The following is a 25,449-nucleotide window of genomic DNA, read 5'->3' as shown; positions in this document are numbered from 1 at the left end:
TAAGGCCGCGAACGGGATAAGACACGACCAGATGAACACTGTGGCGGGGCTAAACCGTCGACGTGCCGGCGGATCATTCAACGGCAACAACGACACCGGGATTGGTTCAGGCAGCATGATTAGCCTCCTGCACCTCAAGAATCCGCTTATGCAGCTCCTCCAACCCCTTCGCCGTCACACGAATAGTCGGCGCAGGATTCTCCATCTCACCCGTCCGCGTATTCAAGAACGCAGCCGACATCTTCTGCACCAACCGCCCACAATCAACCTGAGCTTGGTACGCGTGCCAACGATTACGGGAACCATGCCGGTAGATCCAGCCCAGCGACTCCATGAATCCGAACAAGCGTTGCCGGCCAGTCGTGATCCTGTCATCACGTGACAGCATCTTCGCGGCCTCATCCACGCTGTAGTCGCCGTGAGCTTCAGCTAGCACCGACCATGACCGGGCAGGAGCTTCCAACTCTCGTGCGCGTGCCTCAGCCAGTTCCCGTGCTTCAACACTGCTGGCAAGCTCACGCAACGCCTCCGCATACGACTGCGGAACCTGCGGGGCTACCGAATACGAACCGGATTTACGAATGGCTGGCAAAACATCGGCAGTGACCCACCGTTTGAACTTCTTAGCGCCCTCAACATGCGACCCGAGAACTGCGACGTAAAGTCCAGGCTCGTTGATTACGGTCATCTGCTGTTCGCCTGAGGGGGTACGCACTGAGCGCGTACCCTTATCTTCTTCATCAAGGCGACGGGTCATGTCGGATGCCATGCGATATCCGAGGATCTTCGCAACGTCCGAAGCAACGAACCACGGCTCATCGTCAACAAGAATCGTTCGAACCTCCGAGCCGTTGAACTCGAATGGCTGTAGACTGTTATTGTTCATTTCGTTTCTCCTTAGAAACACGAAACCCCAGCGTGCAGGCTGGGGTTTTCCTTTATGCGGCGGCAAGCACCTTATTGACTGCCGTTTCTCCGGTCGGATCTGAATACTGAATGACCCGCTCAAGTTCAGGATCAAACAAGCCCTTCTTGAACTTGTTGGCCAGCTTGTCAGCGCGTGCCTTGGAAAGCGTCTCGCCGTTGTCGCCGGCCAGAATGATCAGCCAGTCACGAATGTCGTTCTTCTTGGCGCTGCGGTCACAGGCGATATACATAGAGCTCTCCCTAGGAAACGCGAGTCTCGAAAGACAAGCGGGTAATACAAAAGGTGGTGTGATGCCTGATTAGGCGAAGGGGTCTTGCTTGCGGTTCTGCTGGTTGCGGGTCTTGATCCAGGTTTTGATGTTTTCGATATCGTCCGGATCGAGAGCCATGCGGTTTTTGCTGAGTGTGGTGAAGTGCCCGGATTCTTTGGCGTACCTTCGGAGTTCCGTCTTTGTCATCCCGAGACCGGGGGCGACTTCTTCAGGACTGCGGAAGTGTGGCGTTTCAGCTTCGGCTGTCATGCTGCCACCGACTGTACGAAATCTGGGTAGCTGATTGCTTCACGGGGAATTCCGAGAGCGTTTGCTATTTTGGCTATATTTTCCACTCCGGTCTGTCGCGTTCCTTGCTCCAACCGGGAAAGATAACCAGGAGTTACTGAGATCCGCTTGGCGAGCTCCGCCGCCTTGACCCCCTGAAACTCGCGGATAACTCGGACTGCGGTGCCATTGAGTCGCAACTTGAAGTTGCAGCTTGGCGTAATTACATCGGTGTTGTTCATGGGTCAATCTTAGGCACGGTTTGGAAACTATGGCAAGTTTGGCAATGAACTAATTTCAAGAACCGCGAGAATCCGCGCTTCCAGACTTGCAAAAGTTGTCAAATGTTGCCAAGATGTAGCTATGAACATTGATGGATTGGCATTACAACTCGCACGGCACGCGGACGGACTTACCCGTGACGAAATGGCCGAAAGGATCGGCGTCTCCGGTCGCACAATCGCCAACTGGGAAAAGAATGGCATTCCGCAGCATAGGGAAAGCCTCGTGCTTAGCAAGCTCGGGCCGGGCTTCAACAGCGCAATAGCCGAAGCTGGGAGGATTAGATACCTCGAAACCCCGGAGGGCGCAAAGCAGGAAAACGAGTGGCTAGAACGCCAAGCTGAAATCCTTGGGTATAACGATCAGGCCCAAGCCTCGGGCCTCTCTGTCGAGGATGTTCTGCGCCCATTCTCGACTAAGGCATTGCTTGCTGAAATCGAGCGGAGGGCGGAGAAGCTTCAGTCACTCGTGCACAAACTTTCCTCTGCTATTGACGAGCGCGTACCCGTGGATAGTGACGGACTTCCGGATTACTCCAACATGTCCGACGAGGATGTTAGAAAGAACAGATACGACTTGGCCGCTCGGCCGGCTGAACCGAACATTGGATTTGACGATTTACCTAACGAACCTTGAGCAGTTAGCTCACGAAATGGGGGTGCGGGTGCGATACGCGCACCCTCCCGGCACGATGTGGGGTGTGTATGAACACCGTTTCCGACTCATCACATTGCGCCCTGGCATGGGGATGCCCCAGCTGGTAACAACATTCGCTCACGAACTGGGCCACGCCCACTTCGGGCATTCTGGGCACCACCCCAAGACCGAACGCGTCGCTGATCGCTGGGCGGCAAGGAAGCTACTCACAGTGGATCTAATCAAGGAGCACTCCGTGGCGAGCTCTGACACCATGTCGGTTGCTGCGAGCCTCGGAGTTCTACCCTCAGTAGTGGAGTCTTTTATTGACACTCTGAGCATGGGGCAAGTTGTGGACCTGATGAACTACGTGGCAGAGCTCCACGCGTAGATAAACCCAGTTGCCAGAGGCAACAATCACTGGTTTAGCTTAGGAGCGGACTCAGTAGAATCCGCGAGAACACGCGAGAACAGAACGATCAGGAGACGGAAATCCTACTCAGGGGAGTTTTCAAATCCCACCGTCACCGCCAGAAAACCCCGGTAATCAGTGATTACCGGGGTTTTGCCTTGTCTAGCGCTAGTTCGCGAAGGTATCGGTGAGCTTGCCCTTGGCATCCCACAGTGCCAGCGAATCACCGGCATTGTTCAAGATGCCCGGACCGTCCACGTAGAAGGCTTCTTCGCTATTGGTGCCTGGGCCCGAGTACACGCGCAGCTGCTCGCCTGGCTCTAGCTCGTAGCCCTTGCCGATTTCCAGTATGTTGTTGGCGGCATCGCGAATGATGTAGCCGCTGACATCGATGGTGCGCTTGCCGGAGTTCTCCAGAATCACGTGTTCGCCATTTTCCGGAGCGACGTCATTTCCAGGCACGTCATTGACCGCGTCGGCAATCACCACGCCGTTGTTGGCCGGGAAGTCCTTCTGGCCATCGAGGTGGCGGTTCACCTGTGTTGGGAAGTCGCCGGTGATCCGCTCGACACCCAAAGCCACTGCATCGTCAGCAGCTTCGGCGGCGTTGACCGTGTAGACGCCCAGGCCCAAGCCTGCGTCCTTCACGCGCTGGGCACCGGCGGCATCTAGCGTGCGGTAGTTGGTGCCGAAGGTGTCAGCATAGGTCGCGTAGTTTGCCAGTTCCGCGGCAGTTGGCACGGTTCCGGTCAGCTGCTGCAACGGAACTTCCGGAGCCAGTTGGGCGAAGATCTGGTTGGATGCCGCGTCGAAGCTGAGCACCTCGATCTTGTTCTCGTCGGCGAGCGCCTTCCACTGCGGATCCTCGGCCAGCGCGTCCGCTACCAGCTTCTCCACGCCTGGGGACTTGGCCGGATCCTTGATTTCGATGAAGACGCCGGTACCGCCGGACAGTGCACCTGGGACCTCATCGAAATGGGGAATCTTGGTTCCCTTGAACTCGTCCGAGAAGTAGGAACCGGCATCGAGCTGCTGCAGTTCGTCCCAGGTGAATGACGTGATGGGGTCATTGACGCGGTCAGGGAATACCTCTGCCACGTTCGTGGTGCGCGAAGGAGTTCCGTCATGGAAGATGAACGGCACCCCGTCCTTGGACAGCTGCACGTCGATCTCGATGAATTCGGCGCCAGACCGGCTGCCTGCCTTGATGGCTGGCAAGGTGTTCTCTGGAGCCACACCGGCTGCTCCGCGGTGGCCGATGATCAGTGGATCGGAACCAGTCGGTTCAATCGGTGCGGCTCCTGCAGGAGCGGCCAAGGTGAAGGCCAAAGCCAGGGTTGCTGTGCCGAGGATGATTTTGCGCAGTTTCATGGAGCTCTTCCGTTGGTGTCATTGATGTACACCGGCCATGCTTCCGCTCGCTGATGACGGCGGCGGCACACTGAGCTAAATCAGAGATTAACCTTTGCTACTCAATCTCATGCAAGCTGAACTGCGTTTCCAGATTCGTTCCATTCAATTCAAGATAGATTTGCCCCTCGGTCACCGAGACGGACATGGTGTTGCGGCGTGTCAGTGCCTGGGTTGCCGCATCGACGAACTGGGGGTCGAAGGAACGCACCATGATCTGTTCCGACTGGTGGATCGTCTTTCCACGCCAGGAGGCCAGAAGCTTGGCAGGGTCGCGATGCGTGTAGACGGCGGTGCGCCCTGCCCGCTTGCTTCCCGTATGCAGCCGCTGGGCATCAGGAGCACCCACTTCAATCCACGCGGTGATCAGGCCGGTCAGATCCTTGACCAAGATGGCAGGCTCTTCCCCGGTGGAAACTCCGCCGGCCGAGAAGGAGATGCCTTCCTCGTATTCGAGGCAGTATGCCAGCACGCGGGTAACCAGATAGGCATCGGTTTCCGAAGGGTGCTGCGCAACCCGCAGGGAAAGATCCTCGTACACCCCGCGATCCACATCAGCAAGCTGGATTTCAAAGGTGTGCATAGTCGCGCCGATAGCCATAGTCATCGAGTTTACCGCGAATGCCATGGCCCGTCCGACGAGCAGCCGGCTTTCTAGGCTTTCGCCCCGCGGCTTCGAACTACGAAGAAACCTGCCAGCGAAGACAAGCTGGCCACGGCTGCAACTATGCCAACCAGCAGATTCCCGCCAATTGATAGTATCGAAAACGCAGCAAAAAGGATCGCGGAAACAATGAACAGGGTTTTCATAACTAGACCCTAACTGACCCAGCGCGCAAATGATTGATCTATCCAGCAGGTGGGAACTTTCCATCCAGGTCTTTGAGCCATTGGCCAAAGAGCTCAACAGCATCGGGCATATAGCTGCCGGGATTCCGCTCAATGTCTGCCAGCAGCTCACGATGCTCCATCCAGCGTCCGCTAGCGACTTCCTCAGCTTGCAGGCTGAGCTCCCCGCGGGCAACCGTCCAATACCGAAAAGCCCGGTACCGGGTATGCGCATCTGCGTAGTTCTCTGGTTCCAAGCGCACGAGCTCACTGTCGATGCCCAATTCTTCCTGGGCTTCGCGTATTGCTGATTCGTCGGGATCTTCGCCTGCTTGAATCACACCGCCAGCGGTGAAATCGAAGAGTCCGGGGTACACGTCTTTGCTCATCGTGCGCTGATGCACAAAGACCTCGCCCTGCGGGTTGAACACCAGAATCCCGGTAGCGCCATGACGCAGATTTTCCGCTCTGACGCGTGAGCGCGGGGCTTGCCCGATTACCTGCCCGTGCTCATCAAATAACGCTGCTTGTTCTTCCACGATTCATTTTCCATCACGGGCCCTGGTGCCGCGCAGCATGCCGGCAACCACCAAGGCGAAAGTTCCCACGAGCACCAGCAGCCAGAGACCTAAAGCGTAGGAGTTGGATTCGGCATGGTAGGTGGCGCCCATGGCCAGCGGCGGGAAGTAACCGCCCAGGCCACCGGCAGCCGCCACGACACCGGAAACGGCGCCAACCTTTTCCGGAGGTGTCGACGGGCCTATCCAAGCAAAGACCGCGCCCATTCCAAGGCCCATGGCCGAAGCCATCAAGATGAAGGTAACACCGGTCAGGATGCCTTCAGCAGGTTGCTGTCCAACAATATAGGCGAGCGAAACGATGCCGGCCAGCGAGATCAGCGCAATGACTTTCGGACCGAATTTGTCGGCCAGCACGCCGCCGACAGGTCGAGCAATCACTGCGGCCACAGCAAACAACGCCGTACGGGTACCGGCACCGATCGGGTCGACATTCTCCGGGTAGATGGTCATCAGGTATTTGGGCAAGAAGGTCGAAAATGCGACAAAACCGCCAAAGACTATTCCGTAGAGGAAGGACATTTCCCACGTAATAGCCAGCTTCAATGCACCGAAAACCTTCGGGAACAGCGGTTGGCTGCTCGGCTTCCATGCCGGAGACTCGCGCATCAAGAACCACACCAGGATCGCGGCGGCGAGCAGAAGACCGGCCAGGAACAGGTGGGTTCCCCAGTAGCCGAAATCTTGCAGCAGACGAGGTGTCTGGAAGGCCGAAATGGCGGTGCCAATCATTCCCATGCCAAAGATGCCGTTGGCGAAGCCGCGCCTATTGGCCGGATACCAGGCACTGGCGAAGGGGACGCCCACTGCAAAGATCGAACCGCCAACACCAAGGTAAGTTCCTGCGATAATCAACAGCGCAAAACTGCCTATGCTGCCGGCGAGCGCCACCAGCAGCACCGCCGGAATCGTCGCCAGCAGCACGGCGGTGAACATTTTCCGGGCACCAAAGCGGTCGGTCAGCGCACCGGTGAAAATGCGTCCGATAGCGCCTACGAGCACCGGTGTTGCCAGCATCAGGGACACCTGTCCCTCGCTCAGATCCATCCCCTCGGCATAGAAACGCTGGATCGGTGAAATCAGCATCCATGCCCAGAAGCCCACGGCGCTTGCGAAGGTGGCCAGCAGCAGTTGGAAGAATCCTCCCCGCAAATCGGGCTCATTCACAGTGGTGTTTGCGTCAGATCCTGCGCTCATTGGACCCCCTGGTCGCACGGTTCAAGTAACGTCGAAGAGCCTTTTAAGCCAGTAGTCTATTCCTTTCCATCACGGAATTGGAAGAGTTGATCCGGTTAATTATTTACCGAATGACAGGGAAAAACATTAACGGATAATTCTGGAAAATACTCTTGAAACTCGCGATCCAAAAGACGAAGCTAGGGATACTAGCCACAGTTGGAGGAGATCCGGCAATGAGCGATAGTCCAAACCACACACAGCCTGCCACTGATGGACCGGTTGCTGATTCACTGCTTTCGATGGGAAAGTTCCTGCGCCGCGGTGACACCAGTGACGACCTGCGTGCCATGTTCCTCCAGGGAGGGCGCAAGGGCGATGTCTTCTACCGGGACCGATGGTCCCATGACAAGGTGGTGCGCTCGACCCACGGGGTGAACTGCACCGGCTCCTGCTCCTGGAAGGTCTACGTTAAGGACGGGATCATCACCTGGGAAACGCAGCAGACCGATTATCCCTCGGTTGGCCCGGACTCCCCCGAATACGAGCCGCGCGGCTGCCCGCGTGGCGCGGCGTTCAGCTGGTACACCTACTCCCCGACCCGCGTGCGCTTCCCCTACATCCGCGATGTGCTCGCCGAGCTGTACCGCAGCGCGAAGCAGGAGCACCCGGATCCGGTCGATGCCTGGGCATCGATTGTCGAGGACCCTGCCAAGGCCAAGCGCTACAAGAAGGCCCGCGGCAAGGGCGGGCTGATCCGCACCACCTGGGATGAAGCACTGGAAATCGCCAGTGCGGCGCAGGTCTATTCGGTGAAGAAGTACGGGCCGGACCGCATTGCAGGCTTCTCCCCCATCCCAGCCATGTCGATGGTCTCCCATGGGGCCGGCTCGCGCTACATGAATCTGGTCGGCGGCACCATGCTCTCCTTCTACGATTGGTACGCAGATCTTCCGGTCGCCAGCCCGCAGGTCTTCGGCGACCAGACCGACGTGCCGGAATCGGCCGACTGGTGGAACTCGCAGTACCTGATCATGTGGGGCTCCAATGTGCCGGTGACCCGCACCCCGGATGCGCACTTCATGGCCGAGGCTCGCTACAAGGGCACCAAGGTGGTCACGGTATCACCGGACTACACGGACAACACCAAGTTCGCCGACGAATGGGTGGCCCTGCAGCCCGGCACCGATGCGGCGTTGGGCTTGTCCATGGGGCATGTGATCCTCAAGGAGCACTACGTCGACAAGCGCACCAAGGCCTTCGAGGACTACATGCTGCGCTTCACCGATTCCCCGTTCCTGGTGGAAATCGATGCGGCCACCGGCACCCCGGTGCCTGGCAAGTTCCTCACCGCCACCGACCTCGGGATGTCCGACGAGCAGAACGCAGACTTCAAGCCTGCCCTGCTTGATCTCGATGGCACCGCCCGGGTTCCGCGCGGCACCCTGGGCCACCGCTACTCCGAACAGGACAAGGGGCAGTGGAATCTGGACCTGGGCGATATCACCCCTGCCCTGTCGGTCATGGACCTGGACAGCTGGGATGGCGCAACGGCAGAAATCAGCCTGCCGCGCTTCGATCTGACCCCGGAGGCCGGGCAGGAGCATGCCGGAGGCTCGGGCGTCGTGCAGCGCGGCGTCCCGGTGGTGCAGCTTGCCGGCAAGACGCTGACCACGGTCTTCGACTTGATGCTCGCCCAGTACGGTGTGGGCCGCGAATCCCTTCCCGGCCAGTGGCCAACTGATTTCATGGATGCCTCCACCGTCGGCACCCCTGCCTGGCAAGAAGAGCACACCGGGGTCCCGCCAGAGCAGGCCATCCGCATTGCCCGCGAATTCGCCGATACCGCAGAGAAATCCGGCGGCCGCTCGATGATCCTGATGGGTGCCGGCACCAACCACTGGTTCCATTCGGACACGATCTACCGCACCTTCCTGGCGCTGACCATGATGACCGGCTGCCAGGGCGTGAACGGCGGCGGCTGGGCGCACTATGTGGGCCAGGAAAAGGTTCGCCCGCTCACCGGCTACCAGCAATATGCTTCGGCCGGAGACTGGAACCGCCCGCCGCGCCACACCATCGGCACCGCCTTCTGGTACCTGGCAACCGACCAGTGGCGCTACGACGGCCTGCCGGCCAACCAGCTGGCCTCGCCGCTGGCCAAGGGCCAATTCGACGGGCGCACCACCGCGGACTGCCTGGTCGAGTCGATCAAGCGCGGCTGGATGCCGGACTACCCGACCTTCAACCGCAATCCGCTGGATCTGGTGGATGAGGCCGAAGCGGCCGGCAAGGATCCGGCGGCGCATGTGGTCGATTCGCTGAACGACGGCTCGCTGTCCTTCGCCTGCGAGGACCCCGACGCCCCGGAGAATTTCCCGCGGGTCGTGCTGATCTGGCGGGCTAACATCCTCGGCTCCTCCGGCAAGGGCAATGAGTACTTCCTCAAGCACCTGCTGGGCACCGATGCGTCGGTACGCGCCCCGGAAGCTGCCGTTGGCCACCGCCCGGCGGACATCGCCTGGCACGATGAGGCGCCGGAAGGCAAGCTGGATCTGCTGGCCACCGCGGATTTCCGGATGACCAGCACGACGTTGTTCTCCGACCTGGTCTTCCCGGCAGCCACCTGGTACGAGAAATACGATTTGTCCTCGACGGACATGCATCCGTTCATCCACTCCTTCAACCCGGCCATTGCTCCTCCATGGCAGACGAAGACCGACTTCGAGCTGTTCGGGTCCATGGCCAAGCGCTTCGGCGAGTACTCCGCCAAGCACCTGGGTGTGCGCAAGGACCTGGTGGCGTCCCCGCTGCAGCATGACACCCCCGATGCCATGGCCACCGTCAAGGGCAAGGTGGCGCAGGGCGCTCCGCTGGTTCCGGGACTGAGCATGCCCAAGCTGAAGGTCGTGGAACGCGACTACCCGAACCTCTACCGGCAATGGAGCACATTAGGTCCCCTGACGCAGGAACTGGGCATGGTCACCAAGGGCATCAATTACCGCGTGGGGCCTGAGATCGAGGCGCTCAAGCACGCCAACGGGGTTTCCGCCACCGGCGCGGTGCTGCTGGACACCGACAAGAAGGCCTGCGAAATGATCCTCGCCTTCTCCGGCACCTCCAACGGGCGCCTGGCCACCGCGGGCTTCAAGCAGCTCGAAGAGCATACCGGGCAGAAGCTGGCCTTCCTGGCCGAGGAGCATGAGGGCTCGCGGATTTCCTTCCACGATGTGCAGGTCCAGCCGCGCAGTGTCATCACCTCACCGGAGTGGTCCGGCTCGGAGCACGGCGGCCGGCGCTACACCGCGTTCGCGATCAACGTCGAGCAGCTCAAGCCCTTCCACACGCTGACTGGGCGGATGCACTTCTACCTGGACCACGACTGGATGCAGGAACTGGGCGAGTCGCTGCCGGTCTACCGGCCGCCGCTGGACATGCACCGGCTGTTCAACGACGCCAAGCTGGGCGCCACCGGACAGCATGAGTCGGGCAATGCCGAGGTCGCCGTGCGCTACCTGACCCCGCACTCGAAGTGGTCCATCCACTCCGAGTACCAGGACAACCTGTTCATGCTCTCGCTCTCCCGCGGAGGGCCCACCATCTGGATGTCCCCGCAGGACGCGGCGAAAATCGGGGTGAAGGACAACGAGTGGATCGAGTCATACAACCGCAACGGCGTGGTGGTGGCCCGTGCGATCGTCTCGCACCGCATGCCCGAGGGCACGGTGTACATGTACCACGCCAAGGACCGCACGGTGGATGTGCCGATCGCGGAAACCAGCGGCAAGCGCGGCGGCATCCACAACTCGCTGACCCGCATCCTGATGAAGCCCAGCCACCTGATTGGCGGCTACGGCCAGCTGGCCTGGGCGTTCAACTATCTCGGACCCACCGGAAACCAGCGCGACGAGGTCACCACGATCCGCCGCCGCAACCAGGAGGTGCAGTACCGATGAAGGTCATGGCCCAGATGTCCATGGTGATGAACCTGGACAAGTGCATCGGCTGCCATACGTGCTCCGTGACGTGCAAGCAGGCATGGACCAACCGCACCGGCGTGGAGTACGTCTGGTTCAACAATGTCGAGACGCGTCCCGGCGTGGGCTACCCGCGCACCTACGAGGACCAGGAGAAATGGCGCGGCGGCTGGACGCTGAACAAGCGCGGCCGGCTGACCCTGCGCGATGGCGGGCGCTTCAAGAAGATCAGCCGCATCTTCTCCAACCCGAAGCTGCCCGAGATCCACGACTACTACGAGCCGTGGACCTACGACTACGACATGCTGCTGAACTCGCCCTCCGGCGAGCACACCCCGGTAGCCACCCCGAAGTCGCTGCTCACCGGCAAGGACATGAAGATCGGCTGGTCGGCGAACTGGGACGACAACCTGGGCGGCTCGCTGGAGACCATGGACCAGGATCCGCTGCTGGCCAAGATGAGCGAAGAGGTGAAGGCCGAATACGAGAAGGCCTTCATGTTCTACCTGCCGCGCATCTGCGAGCACTGCCTGAACCCCTCCTGCGTGGCCTCCTGCCCCTCGGGCGCGATGTACAAGCGGGCCGAGGACGGGATCGTGCTGGTGGACCAGGACGCCTGCCGCGGCTGGAGGATGTGCGTCTCCGGCTGCCCGTACAAGAAGGTCTACTTCAACCACCGCACTGGCAAGGCCGAGAAGTGCACCTTCTGCTACCCGCGCGTGGAAGTCGGGCTGCCGACCGTCTGCGCCGAAACCTGCGTAGGCCGCCTGCGCTACCTGGGCCTGGTGCTCTACGACGCCGACGCGGTAGCCGCCGCGGCCAGCGTCAAGAACGAGCACGAGCTGCTCGACGCCCAGCGCAATGTCCTGCTGGACCCGAACGACCCGGCAGTCATCGAGGCCGCCCGCGCCGAAGGCATCCCGGACGACTGGATCGCCGCCGCCCAGGCTAGCCCGATCTGGAAGCTGATCCGCGACTACCAGGTGGCCTTGCCGTTGCACCCTGAGTACCGCACCATGCCGATGGTCTGGTACATCCCGCCGCTGTCCCCAGTAGTGGACGTGGTCACCAATACCGGCAACGACGGCGAGGACGCCAACAACCTCTTCGCCGCCATCGACAAGCTGCGCATCCCGATCGGCTACCTGGCCGAGCTGTTCACCGCCGGGGACACCGCCCCGGTGGACCTGGCCCTGCGCAAGCTGGCAGCCATGCGCTCCTACATGCGCGGCGTTTCGCTGGATGATGTCCGTGACGAGTCAATCGCGCTGGCGGTGGGAATGGACGGGCCGGCCATGGAGGAAATGTACCGGCTGCTGGCCATCGCCAAGTACGAGGAACGCTACGTGATCCCGCCGGCCCACGCAGAGCAGGCGCACGACCTGGAGGAAATGGGCTGCTCGCTGGACTTCGAGGACGGCCCTGGCATGGGCGGGGCCGGCCCGTTCGGCTCCTCCTCGGGCGAGTCGGTGCCGGTGGCGGTGGAGAATTTCCACTCGCTGAAGAACCGGCAGACCGCGGACCGGCCTTCCAGCCCGGGACGCGTGAACCTGCTGAACTGGGACGGCAACGGCCGGCCCGAGGGACTCTTTCCACCGGAGGATGAAAAGTGATTCCACGACTGTTCAACCGGGGCACCCCGCGCCGCCGGCTGCCGGGCGCCCTCGAACCGGTTCCCATGGCCCGCGGGGAACGCGCCCAGGTGCACATGCTGGTCTCCCTGCTGCTGGATTACCCGGACGCGGCATGGTTCGCCCGGCTGCCGGAGCTGGAGCGCCATCTGGGTGCGGTGCCGAAGCCGCTGGCCGGCCTGCTGGCCGAATTCATCGATGCCTCCACCGAGCTGGGTGCCGCCGAGGTGCAGCGCCGCTACGTGCAGACCTTCGATTTGAAGCGCAAGTGCAGCCTGTACCTGAGCTATTTCGCCACCGGGGATACCCGCAAGCGCGGCACCGCGCTGGTGACCTTCATCGAGGCCTACCGGGCCGCGGGCTGGGAATTCGAGGCCGAGGAGCTGCCGGACTATTTGCCGGCCGTGCTGGAATTCTCCGCACGCAGCGATGACCCGATCGCCGAGGCGCTGCTCGCGGCGCACATCGAGGGCATCGAGGTGCTGCGCGCGGCACTTGAATCCATGGACAGCCACTGGGCTGTCCTGGTCCGCTGCATCACCCTGTCCTTGCCGCCAGTCGACCAGGAAACCCAGGAACGGGTGCTGGCCCTGGTCAGCGAGGGACCGCCGACGGAAACCGTCGGTCTGTCCTTCCTGGGAAATCTTCCGCCATTCAGCCCGAGGGGGAACGGATGAGTACGTCAGCGATTCTGCTCTGGGTCGTGCTGCCCTATGCCTGCGCGGTGGTGTTCATCGTCGGCCATATCTGGCGCTACCGCTACGACAAATTCGGCTGGACCACGCGGTCGAGCCAAACCTATGAGAACCGGCTGCTGCGCTGGGGCTCGCCCATGTTCCACCTGGGCATCCTGATGGTGATCGCCGGGCACGTGGTCGGCCTGCTGATTCCACGCGAATGGCTGTACGCCATCGGGATCAACGAGCACATCTACCACCTCGGCGCCACCTGGCTCGGTACCGCGGCGGCCATCCTGACACTGGCCGGCCTGGCGATCCTGATCTACCGCCGCCGCACGGTGGGCCCGGTCTTCCTCGCCACGACCCCGATGGACAAGATCATGTACGTGTTCCTGGGAGCCACGCTGTTCTTCGGCACCTTGGCGACGGTCGTGTACCAGGTCTTCGGGCCAGGCTATTCCTACCGCGAATCGATCTCGCCGTGGATCCGGCAGATGATCATCTTCCAGCCGCACCCGGAAATGATGCTGGAGGTGCCGCTCTTCTTCCAGCTGCATGTGATCACCGCTTGCCTGCTGTTCGCGTTGTGGCCGTTCACCCGGCTGGTGCACGTGTTCTCGGCGCCGATCCCGTACTTCTTCCGCCCCTACATCGTGTACCGCTCGCGGGATGATTCCCGTGGCGCCGGCAGCCGTCCGATCCGCCGCGGCTGGGATCCAATCACCACGCCGCCGCAGACCCGCGGCCGGCGCAGCCGGTAGCACCGCGGGTTGCCGGCTGTCCGGAGAATTGCGATTCCGGGGAGGCTGCGAGCAGCCGGACTAGGCTATTCGTCCGGGTGCTCGTCAGCCCAGCGGTGGGCGCGCGAGACCAGCTGCTCGGATAAGCCAGAAAGCTCACCCTTGCCGCTGCCCATGGCCAGTCCGAGCAGGAAGGTGCTCAGCGGGGCTGCTGGCCGGGCAACCTCGTGGGCTACATGCTTGGCAACATCAAGCACGGTGGCGATGTCCACCTCGCCGGAGTCCAAGCCCAATTCCTTGGCGGCTGCTTCCAGCCAATCGTTCAATGCTTCTGGCGGCAGATGCTGTGCCATGGCTTCCCTTCGGTTCATGCGGGCGCTTTCCAGCGCCTGCGGCGTATCTATGTCACTGCTGATTCCATCATCCACCTGCACCCGCGCCAACTGCAGCTGATTCAAAGCCCGGCGCACCGGGGCATTGACCAGGTCCGCGCCCAGCTGGGCGCAGATGGCCGCCAGTGCCGAAGTGCGGTAGATTCCTGCCAGCCACTGGGTGTGTCCTTCCGCGTCAACCAGCAGCAGGCCATCGGCTCCGCGTTGCCCGAAGCCCGTCAGCAGCGCGCTGGCCACAGCGACCGGGCGTTGCAGGTCGCAGGCCAAAACCATAGTCCATTCCGCGTTGGCGCTGCCAGCGAGTTCGGCAAGTCCAGCGGCGATTCCCGCCAGCGGACCGGCAAATGGCGGGTCCTCCCGGACGACTGAATCGGCTTGGGTACCGGTGGATTCCGGGCCAACCACAACCACCCGTCGTGCGCCGGATTTGCGGGCCGCGGCAACCACGCGGTCAACCAGGCGCTGGCCGTGCAGCTGGATTTCGGCCTTGGCCTCGCCCCCGAGACGCGTACCCCTGCCGCCGGCCAGCACCAGGGCGTTGAAGCCGGGAAGCTGTGCGGCGCTCATGGAATCATCCTCAGTACTTCGACCTCATCGCCCGGGTTGACCCGGTCGACGCCAGCCGGAACCAGTGCATAGCCTTCGGCGGCGCCGAAGCCGCCCACCGAGTGGGAGATGCTGCTGGCTTGGACTGCCGGGGCGCACCGCAGTTGTTCCCCGTGCTCGAAGACGACGGGAATGACTTGCAGGCGTCCGGCCGCCGCTTTCCAGCCCACCGCGGCGATGGCGCGCAAGGTTGGGCGCAGCACCTCGCGGTGCCCTTGCATGGCCCGCAGGCAGGGGCGCACGAATAATTCGAAGCTGACCGCTGCGCTGACCGGGTTTCCGGGCAGGGCGAAGACCATCGCGCCAGCCTGCAAGCGTCCAGCGCATTGCGGCTGGCCGGGGCGAATCTTCACCCGGGCCGCCTGCACCCCGGGTTCGGCATCCAGCACCTGGCGCATCACGTCATAGGCGCCCGGGCCGACTCCCCCAGTGCTCAGGACGACATCATGGGTTGATCCAAGCACCTCAAGCTGTTCGCGTACCGCTGCGGTGTCATCCACGCAGTGCACCACGGTGGTTGCCTGGATGCCGGATTCGGCCAGCAGCCCTGCCATGAGCAGCGAGTTGGTTTCCGGGATCTGCCCGCGCGACAGCGCTGTGCCGGGTTCAAGCAATTCCGCTCCGGTGATCAGCACCGCCACCCTGGGAGCGGTGCGCACCGGCAAGCGGCTGGCCCCGGCGGCCGCCAGGGCCGAAAGACGGGCGGCGGTGAGCTGCTCGCCGGCATGGGCCACCGGCTGGCCTGCGGCCTTGTCCTCGCCGCGGCGGCGCAGGTCCTTGCCCGGCTGCACCGGCACGTGGATCTGCACGGTCGCCGCATCCCAGCCGGTCACCGCGGCGGAGGTGTCCTCGATGCGCACCACCGCATCGGCATCACTCGGGATCGGGGCACCGGTCATGATCTTCACGCACTGGCCCGGTTCCAGTTTCGGGTCCCAGCCGCTTCCGGCCGGCACTTCGCCAATGACGTCCAGCGCAACCGGCGCTGCAGCGGTATCCACCGAGCGCACCGCATAGCCGTCCATTGCCGAGTTGTCCCATAACGGCAACGGATGCGTGGAGCACACATCCTCGGCCAGCACCGCACCGTGCAGGGCGGCGAAGCCTCCAGCCACCTCGATCTGCCGCGGGGCCAACGGCACAGCCTGCGACAAAAGCCGCTCACGGTGCACTTCAAGTTCCACTGGTTGGATGCCGGTACTCATGGTTGCTCTTCCTGGATGCTCATCGGATGCTGTGCTGGCAAGGTGGCCGCCACCGCACGCACAAAGCGGTTGGCAGGTTCAGCGAAAACCTGCTGCACCGTTCCCTGCGCAATGATTCTTCCGCGCTCCAGCACCAGCAGGTCATCGGCGAGCGCCAGGGCGTCGGCGGCCGAATGCGAGACGACAATGGCGCTGGTTCCGGTGCGGTCCAGCTCTTCGCGCACCAGGGCACGCATGTCCATGGCCGCTTCGACATCCAGCGAAGCGAACGGCTCGTCGATAAGCAGGATCTTGGGCGCGGCGGCCAAGGCCCTCGCCAGCGCGATGCGCTGGCGCTGGCCGCCGGAGAGGGCCTCGGGCCGGTGCGTGGCGATTTCTTCCAGGCCCAGCCGCGCGATCCATTCGGCGGCCGCGGCCTTGGCGGCAGCCTTGTCCAGTCCCCCGGCCCGGGCGCCGAAGGCGATGTTCTTCAGCGCATCCAGGTGCGGGAACAGGTGCGGGTCCTGGCCCAGCAGGCCGACCTCGCGCAGGTGCGGCGGGCGGTGCTGCTTCGCATCGGCCAGCACGGTGCCGGAGAGCTCGATGCGCCCGGCGGCAATCTTCTGGATCCCGGCGATGGCATGCACGATGGTGGACTTGCCTGAGCCGCTGGGTCCCATCATCGCCAGCGTGCTGCCGGCAGGCACCTGGAATTCGACGTCCACGTCGAATCCGGTGCGCGGCACGCGCAGGGCAACCTCCAGTGTCATTTCAAGGCCCCCGGACGCCAGGCGCGCACCAGCAGCAGCACCACCACGGCGGTGGCCAGCAGCAGCAGCGACAGGGCGACCGCGGAATCCCGTCCGGTGCCGGCCCCGTTGAATGCGGTGTAGATGGCCAGCGGCATGGTCTGGGTAATGCCCGGCGCGTTGCCGGCGAACAGCGCGGTGGCCCCGAATTCGCCGATGGCCCGCGCGAAGCACAGGATCACCCCGGCTACCAGGCCCGGGGCGGCCAGCGGCAAGGTGATGCGGGTGAGCACCATCCAGCGTCCGGCACCCAGGGTGGCGGCGGCTTGCTCGTAGCCGGCCCCGGCGGCTCGCAGCGAGCCCTCCACGGAGAGCACCAGGAAGGGCAGGGCCACGAAACTCTGGGCGATGACCACCGCCGCGGTGGAGAAGGGCAGGGTGATCCCCCACAGGGAATCGATGAATTCGCCGATGGGGCTGGTGCGTCCGAAGAGGAAGAGCAAGGCGACGCCGCCTACCATCGGCGGCAGCACCAGCGGGACGGCGATCAGCGCGCGCAGCAGCTGGGCTATCCGGGCCGGGCTGCGGGCCATCAGCACCGCCAGCGGCACGCCAAGCAGCACACACAGCACGGTGGCCGCCACCCCGGTGCGCAGGCTCAGCCACAGCGCCGAAAGGGCCTGAGGGCTGGTTGCATCGTCCACCAGCGTGGCCCAGCTGGCGCGCGTGATCAGCGCCAGCAGCGGAAGAACCAGCAGCCCGACGCCCAGCAGGGCCGGAGCGATGGCGAAGCCGGGAACCCGTACCCCGGTATCGCTAGCCATTGGCCTGCTCAGCGCCGGTGCCGAAGCCGTGCTCGGCAAGGATCTGCTGGCCGCGCTCGCTGATCACGAAATCCATGAACGCCTGCGCGCCGGGATTCTCGCCGAGCGTCGTAATCGGATAGGTGTTCACTACGTCCTCGGCTCCGTCCGGGACAATCGAGGCGACGTTCTCTTCGTTGAGCACATCGGTGGCGTAGACCAGCCCAGCATCCGCTTCGCCGGCGGCCACCTTCTGCAGCACCGCGGTGACGTTCTGCTCCTCGCTGGCCGGGGTCACCTGAACCCCTTGGTCTTCGAGCAGCTGGCGGGAGGCCGAGCCGCATGGCACCTGCTGCGCGCACAGCACCGTGGTGGCCTGCGCCAGGTCATCTAGCGAATCGATATCCGCCGGGTTGTCCTGCGGCACCGCGATCACCAGGGTGTTGCTGGCGAAGATCACCGGCTCGTGGCCGAACCCGGCCTCGGTTACCTCGGACATGTTGCGTTCATCGGCCGAGGCGAAGACGTCCACGTCGGCGCCTTCGAGGATCTGCGTGGCCAGGGTCGAGGAGCCGTCGTAGGAGATGCTGGAAATCTGCACCTCCGGGTGTTCTGCGCTGAATTCTTCGGAGATCTGCTCGAAGGCGCTTTGCAGGGAGGCCGCCGCGGAGATGGTGATGGGTTCGGCTGCTGCATCCTCGGATGGGGTGCTGGCCGAACAGCCCGCCACCGCCAGCACGGCCACCGCCAGCCCGGCAAGGGCTCGGAACCGTGGGAAAGGGCGGTGCTGCATGGGTTCTCCTTGAAATCGGGGCTGGTGCCAATGCTACCGTCGCACCTGCCATGCCGATCCATTTGCGTAGCTGATTTGTTACTTTCAGGTTAACCGTCTTCCACGCGAGGATGCCGGAAGCTACTGTGGAGAGTATGAAAGCACAAGCGGCCGGCGCTCTGGGCGATGCCCGTGGACGGCCCCTGCACGACCTGCGGATCTCGGTGACTGACCGCTGCAATTTCCGCTGCGTGTATTGCATGCCCAAGGAGATCTTCGGGCGCGATTTCGTCTTCCGCGAGCGCTCCGAGCTGCTCAGCTTCGAGGAAATCGAGCGGCTGGCTCGTATCAGCGTTTCGCTGGGGGTCACCAAGCTGCGGCTGACCGGAGGCGAGCCGCTGCTGCGCCGCGGAATCGTGGACCTGGTTAGCATGCTTTCGAAGCTGAAGACCCCCGAGGGCCAGCCGGTGGATTTGGCGATGACCACCAACGGCTCGGCGTTGCCGGTCATGGCCCAGAAGCTCAAGGACGCGGGGCTGCGCCGTGTCACCATCTCGCTGGATTCTCTGGATGACGAGAAGTTCAAAGCGATCAATGACGTGGATTTCCCTGTCTCCCGGGTGCTGCACGCCATCGATGTGGCTCAAGAGGTGGGCCTGGGCCCGGTGAAGATCAATACGGTGGTCAAGCGCGGGGTCAACGATTCGGAGATCCTGTCGCTGGCCGAGCATTTCCGCGGCACCGGTGCGATCCTGCGCTTCATTGAATACATGGATGTGGGCACCACCAACGGCTGGAAGCTGGACGAGGTGCTGCCCTCTTCCGAGGTTGTGGCCATGGTCAATAAGCGCTGGGCGCTGGAACCGGTCAGCAAGACCGAGCCGGGTGAAACCGCCAACCGCTGGCGCTACACCGACGGCGCCGGGGAAATCGGCGTGATCTCCAGTGTCACCAATGCCTTCTGCGGCAATTGCTCGCGCGCCCGGGTCTCGGCCGAAGGCCAGCTGTACACCTGCCTGTTCGCCGGCTCCGGTTATGACCTGCGCGCCCTGATGCGCGACGGCATCAGCGATGAGGAGTTGGCCAACGCACTGGCCGGACACTGGCGCAAGCGCGATGACAACTATTCGGAACTGCGCGCCGCACTGACCCCGGGCAACCGCAAGCGCATCGAAATGTCCTACATCGGGGGCTAGCCCATCGATTTCTGCCCGTCCAGGGATTCGCGAATGATGTCCGCATGCCCGGCGTGCTGGGTGGTTTCCGCAATGATGTGCAGCAAAGTGCGGCGCACCGACCAGTGCGTGTCGGTGAACCACGGGGCAGAGGGCAATTCGTAAACCGTGTCCAGGTCGATTTCTGCCAGCAGGGCATCGGTCCGCTCGGCTACCAGCGCGTAGTTTTCCAGGAGCCCGACCAACGTCTCGTTTGGCTGCATGTTGAATTCGTTCTGGAAGGCTTCGATCATCTCCGAGGTCGGTTCGGAGAAGTCAATGCCGTCCCAGGCCATGGCGGCCCGCCCTTTGACCATGAATTCCTGCCATTGCTGCTCGACTCCGGTCACATGCTTGATCAGCCCGCCGAGGGTCAGCTCGCTGACGGTGGTTCGAGTGGCTGCCTGCTCATCGGTGAGGTTCTGGGTGGTGAACCGCAGGAAATGCCGGGCATTGGCAAGGGCCTGGAACAGGTCGGCGCGTTCCCCGGTGAGGGTGGTGTTGGTGCTGGCCATGGTGCTCATGGTTTCCTCCTGGCATAAGCTGCAGCGGGTATTTCCAGCTGGTAGTAACCAGAGTAGAAGCCAAAAGTGCCATTTTTTGTCCTAAATCAAGGCAGACTTGTTGCATGAGTACCAGCACCAGATTCCTGCGTTTGCTGTCCCTGCTGCAGACCCACCGCTACTGGTCCGGGGACGAGCTGGCTGAACGCTTGGACGTCAGCCTGCGCACCGTTCGCCGCGACATCGACAGGTTGCGCGACTTGGGCTACCCGGTGCAGGCGGATCGCGGTGTGGGCGGCGGCTACCAGCTGTCTTCTGGCGCCGCACTGCCTCCGTTGGTGCTTGACGACGAGGAAGCGGTCGCGCTGGTTGCCGGACTGCAGTCGACGGTCCACGGCGGCGAGGATGCGCTTGCGGAGGCGGGGCTGCGTGCCCTGTCCAAGGTGGTCCCGGTGCTGCCGTCCAAGCTCCGGCAGCGGGTGCAAGCGCTGGCTTCCAGCACCGTCCCGCTGAACTCCCCGACTTCCTCACCTGATTCCGTGGACCCGGCAGTTCTGGTGGCTTTTGCCCAGGCATGCCGCGACCATGAACGAATCGCCTTCGACTACAAGGATGCCAAGGGAGTTGCGAGCTCGCGCAGGGTCGAGCCAGCCCAGTTGGTGAATGTCGGCAACCGCTACTACCTGGTGGCCTTCGATCTGGATCGCGATGATTGGCGCAGCTTCCGCGTGGACCGCGCCGAGAACGCAGATCCGCGGGCGTTGCGCTTTGCGCCGCGGCAGATCCCCGGCGGCGATGCAGCCCAGTTTGTCCGCAATGGGCTGCGCGGCTCCGGAGTGCAACCAGTCAGCGCACGGGTGCACGCCGGCGCGGAAGCGCTGGAACCACGCATTGGACGATGGTTCGAGATCGAGCCGATCGACAAGCACACTTGCAGGGTGCGCACCGAGAATGCCGATTTGCGGTGGGCGGCTTTCGGGCTGGCGCTGAGCGAAGCACCGGTCAGCGAGGTGCAGCCAAAGGAATTGCGGGAGTTGCTGTCGGAATGGTCGGCCAGACTTGCACAAGAGCCTGGCACGTAGAATTCCAGCTGTCGAAACCAGCTAGCTGCTGTGCTCGCCGAAAAATGCCGTACGATTGCTCGCTGGCCTGGAAGCCGCGCGCAATGAACAGACCACGAAACGTGGGCTTGTTGAACCGTGAAGCGTCAACCTGGTGACTTGGCTCGGCTGCTGGTCGATTCAATTGCGCCGTTGCCAAGATTAATTGCTTTCGAAGCTGGCCATGGCCACGCCCCCGCGAAGTCCGGATCTCCACGTGCTAGCGCACGGAACCAACCGAATTGTTAAAGCCCCACCCATTCGGAGCTGCCGGAAGTGAAGTGCTGCTTTTTCCAGATCGGCACCTCGGCCTTGATGCGTTCCACCAGGTTCTCGATGGCGTCGAAGGCTTCCTTGCGGTGCGCCGCGGCCGAGGCCGCCACCAGCGCCGCATCTCCGATGGCCAAAGGTCCTACGCGGTGCACCGCTGAGAGCTTCAGGCCAGTGCGTTCTTCTTCCTCGGCGATGATCTTTTCCAGGAACTCTTGTGCCTGCGGGTGGTGGGAGTAATCCAAGGAATTCACCGACTGGCCGCCATCATGGTTGCGGATGATGCCATGGAACATCACCAAGGCTCCCGAAGTATCGGATTCCACGGCAGCCTTCACCGCATCTTCATCGATCGGTTCTTCGGTAATCAGTGCGTAGCTCATGCTCAAGCTCCTTCAATGTCTGCTGGTTCTGCCAGCAAGTTCGGGGCAACTTCGGCCAGGGCCGGCAACCCGCCGTCAAGATAATTTGCCTTGATGCCTCGTGTGGCGAGCAAGGATGCCGCGCGTTGCGAACGCGGTCCGCGTGCGCAGTACACGGTGACGTTTTCAGGGATCTGTTCCAGCTCGGCACCGGATTCGATCGTCGCTTCCAGCTGGGGCAACGGCAGGTGCAGGGACCCTGCAATATGCTGCTGTGCGCGTTCGTCCTCGTTGCGCACATCCAGCAGCACCGGCGCATCCGCACCGGCCAGTGCGTCGGCGAGCGCTTCGGCGCCGACGGATTCGGCCTCCGGCAGTGATCCGGCGCAGAAGAGCACGTAGTCGATCAGCCCGGAGATTTCGGGGGCTTGCGGGTCGCGGGAGTATTCCAGGGTGCGGGTGCTTGCAGCCAGCGCATCATAGATCAGCACCTTGCCCACCAGCGGCTGGCCCAGCCCAGCGATGAGCTTCAGTGCTTCGGTGGCGAGCAGCGAACCGATGGTTCCGCATAATCCGGGCAGCACTCCCCCGGCCGCGCAGTCCGGGATGGTGCCCGGGGCTGGAGGAACCGGGAAGAGATCGCGGTAGCCCGGACCTTGCTCATGCCAGGCCACGGAGACCTGGCCGTGGTGCTGCAGGATGGATCCCCAGATCAGCGGGATGCCGGTGAGCTGCGCAGCATCATTGGACAGGTAACGGGTCGGGAAGTTGTCGCTGCCGTCGATCACGAGGTCATAATTCGCAAAGATCTCCAGCGCATTGGAGGAATCCAGGCGCAGGTTGTGCTCGATGATCTTTACGTTCGGATCCAGCGCGGAGGCCGCCTGGGCCAGCGACGCGGTCTTGGATTTGCCGATATTCGCGGTGGTATGGGTGACCTGGCGATGCAGGTTGGACAGTTCCACCACGTCGTCATCCACGATGCCAATGGTGCCTACCCCCGCCCCGACCAGATACGGGATGCAGGCGCTGCCCAGGCCTCCGGCGCCGATCACCAGCACGCGGGCGGCGGCCAAGCGGCGCTGGGATACCTCATCGAATCCGGGCAGCGAGAGCTGGCGTGCGGCCCGCTTAGCCTGTTCGCCGCTGAGTTCCGCACCGGGTGCGACTAGGGCTGGGAAGTAGCCTTCGCTCATCATCGTGTCCTGTTCGCTCTAGCGCGATAGCATGAAGTCATGTCGAAGATCACGATACGCTACTTCGCTGCCGCCGCGGCGGCGGCGGGCACCGAGCAGGAAACCTGGGATCGGCCGGAAACCCTGGCGCAGCTGCGCACGCAGCTCATCGACACCCACGGGACCGAGATGGCCCAGGTGCTGCGTGCCGGAAGCTTCCTGGTCAACGGTGTGGTGCGCCGCGATGCCGGCGAGCTGGGACCCACCGGCGAGCTCACCGTGGACGTGCTGCCGCCTTTTGCAGGCGGATAGCCAATGACCTGCACCCTTGAAAACCATCGCGCCGAGCTGGCTAGCCTGCTCAAACCGGTCTTCGATTCGCTTGGCACGCAATGGCTGCCCGTAACCAGCGAGCAGCTGTGCGACCGGATCACCAGCGAGGACACCTTCGCCGTGCTGCCCATCCCCGCGTTCACGAATTCGCAGATGGACGGCTACGCCGTACGCAGCGCAGATCTGTTGTCCGCGGCACCCGATGCCCCGGTCTCCCTGCCCTTGGGCTTCACCGCCGCCGCCGGGGACCCGCAGCTGGAGCTGCAGCCGGGCACCGCCAGCCCGGTGATGACCGGCGCAATGATCCCGGCCGGAGCCGACACCGTCATTCCCGTGGAGGAAAGCGCCACCGGAACCTTTCCCGAACTCGTGCGTTGCGGCCACGGCACTCCCAGCGGCCAGGCAGCATTCACCGCGCCGAGTGCCGAAGGGCGCTTCATCCGCCCGGCCGGCGTGGATCTGGCAGCAGGCGCCCTCGTGGCACCGGCCGGCACCCGCTTGGCCCCTGCAATGATCGCGGCCCTGGCTTCCAGCGGGCTGACCGAAATCCCGGTGCGCCGCGCCCTGAAGGTGGCGCTGTGCACCACCGGCGATGAGCTGAGCAATGGCCAGCTGGCCGAAGGGCAGATCCCGGATGCCAATTCGCCGATGCTCGCGGCCCTGCTGCGCCGGCACCAGGTCGAGGTCCGCACCATCCAGCTGCCCGATGATCCGCAAGGCTTCGTCGCGGCCATCGACGAGCTGCAGGCAGAAGTGGACCTGATCGTGACCGTCGGAGGCATCAGCGCCGGCGCCTACGAGGTGGTCCGCCAAGCCCTGGCCGAACGCGGCGGGAACTTCCACCACGTGGCCATCCAGCCCGGCGGCCCGCAGGGCTATGCGCAGCTGGACGACGCAGCAGTGCTGTGCTTCCCGGGCAACCCGGTCAGCGCGCTGCTCTCGGCCGAGCTGTTCCTGGTTCCGCTGCTGCGGGAATTCAATGGCCTGCCCGAGCCTCGGCCCGAGCAGTACCGGCTGGCATCCGATGCCAGCTCCCCCGAGCACAAGCACCAGGTGCGCAGGGCAGTGATCCGCGATGGACAGGTCACCATCCTGGATCCGGGGTCCCATCTGGTGCACGACCTGGCCCGCGCCGATGCGCTGGTGCACATCCCGGTAGGCATCAGCCAGCTGGCCGCCGGCCAAAGCATTGAAACTTGGAGCATGAATGTCTGAGAAACTCACCCACCTGCGCGAAGATGGCAGCGCCCACATGGTCGACGTCAGCGACAAGGCGGTCACCAAGCGCGTGGCTACCGCCGAGGCCATCTTTGCCACCCGCCCGGATGTCATCCCGATGCTGATGACCGGAGACCTGCCCAAGGGCGAGGCGCTGGGCACCGCACGCATCGCCGGCATCATGGCGGCCAAGCGCACCTGGGAACTGGTCCCGCTGTGCCATCCGCTGCCGATTTCCAAGGTGTCCATTGATTTCACCGCCGAGGAATCCGCAGTGCGCGTCACCGCCCAGGTGACCACCAAGGGTGTCACCGGAGTGGAGATGGAAGCATTGACCGCCGCCAGTGTCGCCGCGCTGACCCTCTACGACATGGTCAAGGCCGTGGACAAGCACGCCGAGGTCCGCTCAGTGAAGGTGCTGTCCAAGTCCGGAGGCAAGAGCGGGGACTGGGTTCGTGGAGACTAGCCGCACAGCGGCGGTGGTGGTCGCCTCGACCAGCGCCGCGGCCGGCAAAGCAGAAGACAAGACCGGCCCACTGATCACCCGGTGGCTGTCCGAGCGCGGTTTCGACACCGGGCAACCGACGGTGGTAGCCGACGGGCAGCCGGTGCGTTTCGCCGTGGATGAGCTGCTGGCCAATGGCAGCCAGGTAGTGATCGTCACCGGCGGGACCGGGGTCTCGCCCGATGACCAATCCCCCGAAATGGTTGCCCCGCTGCTCGATGTCCAGCTGCCCGGTATCATCGAGGCCATCCGCCGGCGCGGAGAGGCCTCAACCCCGATGTCCATCATTACCCGCGGGGTGGCAGGATTCGCTGGCAGCAGCTTCGTGATCACGCTGCCCGGATCCACCGGCGGAGTGAAGGACGGGCTGGCGGTCCTGGAACCGATCCTTGAGCACCTGCTGGCCCAGCGCAGCGGTGTCGGTGCCGGGCACGGCTCGCGCTGAAG

Annotated in this window: 28 protein-coding genes; 11 read left to right on the top strand and 17 right to left on the bottom strand. The window is 63.3% G+C overall.

The window, feature by feature from the left end; genetic code table 11:
* Positions 1 to 106: 106 nt before the first annotated feature.
* From F0M17_RS02220 to F0M17_RS02205, 4 genes are all read right to left on the bottom strand, one after another.
* The gene (locus F0M17_RS02220) at positions 107 to 886 is read right to left on the bottom strand and encodes a phage antirepressor KilAC domain-containing protein (RefSeq protein WP_149596272.1); all 780 of its coding nucleotides are present in this window, start codon (positions 884 to 886) and stop codon (positions 107 to 109) included.
* Positions 887 to 938: 52 nt separating this feature from the next.
* Entirely contained in the window at positions 939 to 1,157 is a 219-nt protein-coding gene (locus F0M17_RS02215; RefSeq protein ID WP_149596271.1) for a hypothetical protein, read from the bottom strand.
* A gap of 69 nt (positions 1,158 to 1,226) precedes the next feature.
* Positions 1,227 to 1,448 carry a hypothetical protein gene (locus F0M17_RS02210; protein WP_149596270.1) on the bottom strand — a complete coding sequence of 74 codons (222 nt, stop codon included), beginning with the start codon at positions 1,446 to 1,448 and terminating at the stop codon, positions 1,227 to 1,229.
* Complete coding sequence (locus F0M17_RS02205; protein WP_149596269.1) at positions 1,445 to 1,708, bottom strand: helix-turn-helix domain-containing protein; 264 nt, start codon at positions 1,706 to 1,708, stop codon at positions 1,445 to 1,447. Before F0M17_RS02205 ends, F0M17_RS02210 begins: the two co-directional genes overlap by 4 nt.
* Before the next feature lie 121 nt (positions 1,709 to 1,829).
* On the opposite strand from F0M17_RS02205, the gene F0M17_RS02200 reads away from it, so the two are divergent.
* A complete protein-coding gene (locus F0M17_RS02200; protein ID WP_149596268.1) occupies positions 1,830 to 2,384 on the top strand; it encodes a helix-turn-helix domain-containing protein in 555 nt (184 codons plus the stop codon).
* Between the two features lie 580 nt (positions 2,385 to 2,964).
* Here F0M17_RS02200 and F0M17_RS02195 read toward each other — a convergent pair.
* The 5 genes from F0M17_RS02195 to F0M17_RS02180 form a co-directional block, all read right to left on the bottom strand.
* Positions 2,965 to 4,167: a glycerophosphodiester phosphodiesterase family protein gene (locus F0M17_RS02195; RefSeq protein ID WP_149596267.1), complete on the bottom strand. Its 1,203-nt coding sequence runs from the start codon at positions 4,165 to 4,167 to the stop codon at positions 2,965 to 2,967.
* 97 nt (positions 4,168 to 4,264) lie between these two features.
* Positions 4,265 to 4,807 carry a YaeQ family protein gene (locus F0M17_RS02190; RefSeq protein ID WP_073707457.1) on the bottom strand — a complete coding sequence of 181 codons (543 nt, stop codon included), beginning with the start codon at positions 4,805 to 4,807 and terminating at the stop codon, positions 4,265 to 4,267.
* Between the two features lie 53 nt (positions 4,808 to 4,860).
* On the bottom strand, positions 4,861 to 5,016 hold the full coding sequence (locus F0M17_RS17345) for a hypothetical protein (protein ID WP_158024695.1): 156 nt from the start codon (positions 5,014 to 5,016) through the stop codon (positions 4,861 to 4,863).
* Positions 5,017 to 5,054: 38 nt separating this feature from the next.
* A complete protein-coding gene (locus F0M17_RS02185) occupies positions 5,055 to 5,573 on the bottom strand; it encodes an NUDIX domain-containing protein (RefSeq protein WP_168201926.1) in 519 nt (172 codons plus the stop codon).
* Positions 5,574 to 5,576: 3 nt separating this feature from the next.
* Positions 5,577 to 6,809 (bottom strand): MFS transporter, encoded by a 1,233-nt coding sequence (locus tag F0M17_RS02180; RefSeq protein ID WP_083586853.1) that lies wholly within the window; start codon positions 6,807 to 6,809, stop codon positions 5,577 to 5,579.
* A 215-nt stretch (positions 6,810 to 7,024) separates the two neighbouring features.
* Here F0M17_RS02180 and F0M17_RS02175 point away from each other — a divergent pair, with 215 nt between their 5' ends.
* Genes F0M17_RS02175 through narI form a run of 4 tightly spaced genes read left to right on the top strand, consistent with a single transcriptional unit; the run spans position 7,025 to position 13,837 of the window.
* Positions 7,025 to 10,744, top strand: coding sequence for a nitrate reductase subunit alpha (locus tag F0M17_RS02175; protein ID WP_149596265.1), 3,720 nt, complete (start codon positions 7,025 to 7,027; stop codon positions 10,742 to 10,744).
* Positions 10,741 to 12,378 carry a nitrate reductase subunit beta gene (gene narH / locus F0M17_RS02170; RefSeq protein ID WP_149596264.1) on the top strand — a complete coding sequence of 546 codons (1,638 nt, stop codon included), beginning with the start codon at positions 10,741 to 10,743 and terminating at the stop codon, positions 12,376 to 12,378. Before F0M17_RS02175 ends, narH begins: the two co-directional genes overlap by 4 nt.
* Positions 12,375 to 13,073, top strand: coding sequence for a nitrate reductase molybdenum cofactor assembly chaperone (gene narJ / locus F0M17_RS02165; RefSeq protein ID WP_149596263.1), 699 nt, complete (start codon positions 12,375 to 12,377; stop codon positions 13,071 to 13,073). Before narH ends, narJ begins: the two co-directional genes overlap by 4 nt.
* Entirely contained in the window at positions 13,070 to 13,837 is a 768-nt protein-coding gene (narI, locus tag F0M17_RS02160; RefSeq protein ID WP_073707452.1) for a respiratory nitrate reductase subunit gamma, read from the top strand. Before narJ ends, narI begins: the two co-directional genes overlap by 4 nt.
* A gap of 65 nt (positions 13,838 to 13,902) precedes the next feature.
* Here narI and F0M17_RS02155 read toward each other — a convergent pair whose 3' ends face one another.
* Genes F0M17_RS02155 through modA form a run of 5 tightly spaced genes read right to left on the bottom strand, consistent with a single transcriptional unit; the run spans position 13,903 to position 18,343 of the window.
* On the bottom strand, positions 13,903 to 14,775 hold the full coding sequence (locus tag F0M17_RS02155; RefSeq protein WP_149596262.1) for an NTP transferase domain-containing protein: 873 nt from the start codon (positions 14,773 to 14,775) through the stop codon (positions 13,903 to 13,905).
* Positions 14,772 to 16,019 carry a gephyrin-like molybdotransferase Glp gene (gene glp, locus F0M17_RS02150; RefSeq protein ID WP_149596261.1) on the bottom strand — a complete coding sequence of 416 codons (1,248 nt, stop codon included), beginning with the start codon at positions 16,017 to 16,019 and terminating at the stop codon, positions 14,772 to 14,774. Before glp (F0M17_RS02150) ends, F0M17_RS02155 begins: the two co-directional genes overlap by 4 nt.
* Positions 16,016 to 16,768, bottom strand: a complete 753-nt coding sequence (locus tag F0M17_RS02145) for an ATP-binding cassette domain-containing protein (RefSeq protein ID WP_149596260.1) — start codon at positions 16,766 to 16,768, stop codon at positions 16,016 to 16,018. The genes glp (F0M17_RS02150) and F0M17_RS02145 overlap by 4 nt, the downstream gene beginning before the upstream one ends.
* Entirely contained in the window at positions 16,765 to 17,571 is an 807-nt protein-coding gene (locus tag F0M17_RS02140) for an ABC transporter permease (RefSeq protein ID WP_038992369.1), read from the bottom strand. Before F0M17_RS02140 ends, F0M17_RS02145 begins: the two co-directional genes overlap by 4 nt.
* Entirely contained in the window at positions 17,564 to 18,343 is a 780-nt protein-coding gene (gene modA, locus F0M17_RS02135) for a molybdate ABC transporter substrate-binding protein (protein WP_073707449.1), read from the bottom strand. Before modA ends, F0M17_RS02140 begins: the two co-directional genes overlap by 8 nt.
* Positions 18,344 to 18,477: 134 nt before the next feature.
* Between modA and moaA the strand changes: the two genes are divergently transcribed.
* The gene (moaA, locus tag F0M17_RS02130; protein ID WP_149596259.1) at positions 18,478 to 19,518 is read left to right on the top strand and encodes a GTP 3',8-cyclase MoaA; all 1,041 of its coding nucleotides are present in this window, start codon (positions 18,478 to 18,480) and stop codon (positions 19,516 to 19,518) included.
* Here moaA and F0M17_RS02125 read toward each other — a convergent pair.
* Positions 19,515 to 20,060: a DinB family protein gene (locus tag F0M17_RS02125; protein WP_210416684.1), complete on the bottom strand. Its 546-nt coding sequence runs from the start codon at positions 20,058 to 20,060 to the stop codon at positions 19,515 to 19,517. The genes moaA and F0M17_RS02125 overlap by 4 nt on opposite strands.
* Positions 20,061 to 20,164: 104 nt before the next feature.
* Here F0M17_RS02125 and F0M17_RS02120 point away from each other — a divergent pair, with 104 nt between their 5' ends.
* Positions 20,165 to 21,121, top strand: a complete 957-nt coding sequence (locus F0M17_RS02120) for a YafY family protein (RefSeq protein WP_149596258.1) — start codon at positions 20,165 to 20,167, stop codon at positions 21,119 to 21,121.
* A gap of 263 nt (positions 21,122 to 21,384) precedes the next feature.
* Here the strand turns inward: F0M17_RS02120 and F0M17_RS02115 are convergent, their stop codons facing one another.
* Entirely contained in the window at positions 21,385 to 21,792 is a 408-nt protein-coding gene (locus tag F0M17_RS02115) for a molybdenum cofactor biosynthesis protein MoaE (protein WP_210416683.1), read from the bottom strand.
* Positions 21,793 to 21,794: 2 nt separating this feature from the next.
* On the bottom strand, positions 21,795 to 22,970 hold the full coding sequence (locus F0M17_RS02110) for a ThiF family adenylyltransferase (protein WP_149596256.1): 1,176 nt from the start codon (positions 22,968 to 22,970) through the stop codon (positions 21,795 to 21,797).
* Positions 22,971 to 23,006: 36 nt separating this feature from the next.
* Between F0M17_RS02110 and F0M17_RS02105 the strand changes: the two genes are divergently transcribed.
* Genes F0M17_RS02105 through F0M17_RS02090 form a run of 4 tightly spaced genes read left to right on the top strand, consistent with a single transcriptional unit; the run spans position 23,007 to position 25,447 of the window.
* Positions 23,007 to 23,258, top strand: a complete 252-nt coding sequence (locus F0M17_RS02105) for a MoaD/ThiS family protein (protein WP_073707444.1) — start codon at positions 23,007 to 23,009, stop codon at positions 23,256 to 23,258.
* Between the two features lie 3 nt (positions 23,259 to 23,261).
* Positions 23,262 to 24,494 carry a gephyrin-like molybdotransferase Glp gene (gene glp / locus F0M17_RS02100; RefSeq protein ID WP_149596255.1) on the top strand — a complete coding sequence of 411 codons (1,233 nt, stop codon included), beginning with the start codon at positions 23,262 to 23,264 and terminating at the stop codon, positions 24,492 to 24,494.
* The gene (gene moaC, locus F0M17_RS02095; protein WP_038992427.1) at positions 24,487 to 24,963 is read left to right on the top strand and encodes a cyclic pyranopterin monophosphate synthase MoaC; all 477 of its coding nucleotides are present in this window, start codon (positions 24,487 to 24,489) and stop codon (positions 24,961 to 24,963) included. The genes glp (F0M17_RS02100) and moaC overlap by 8 nt, the downstream gene beginning before the upstream one ends.
* Complete coding sequence (locus F0M17_RS02090) at positions 24,953 to 25,447, top strand: molybdenum cofactor biosynthesis protein B (protein ID WP_038992429.1); 495 nt, start codon at positions 24,953 to 24,955, stop codon at positions 25,445 to 25,447. Before moaC ends, F0M17_RS02090 begins: the two co-directional genes overlap by 11 nt.
* Positions 25,448 to 25,449: the final 2 nt, after the last annotated feature.

Origin of the sequence: Glutamicibacter sp. ZJUTW (genome assembly GCF_008370855.1) — a bacterium.
Lineage (GTDB): Bacteria > Actinomycetota > Actinomycetes > Actinomycetales > Micrococcaceae > Glutamicibacter > Glutamicibacter nicotianae.
Note: the sequence above shows the minus strand (reverse complement) of the source record. Positions and strands in the feature narration are given on the sequence as shown.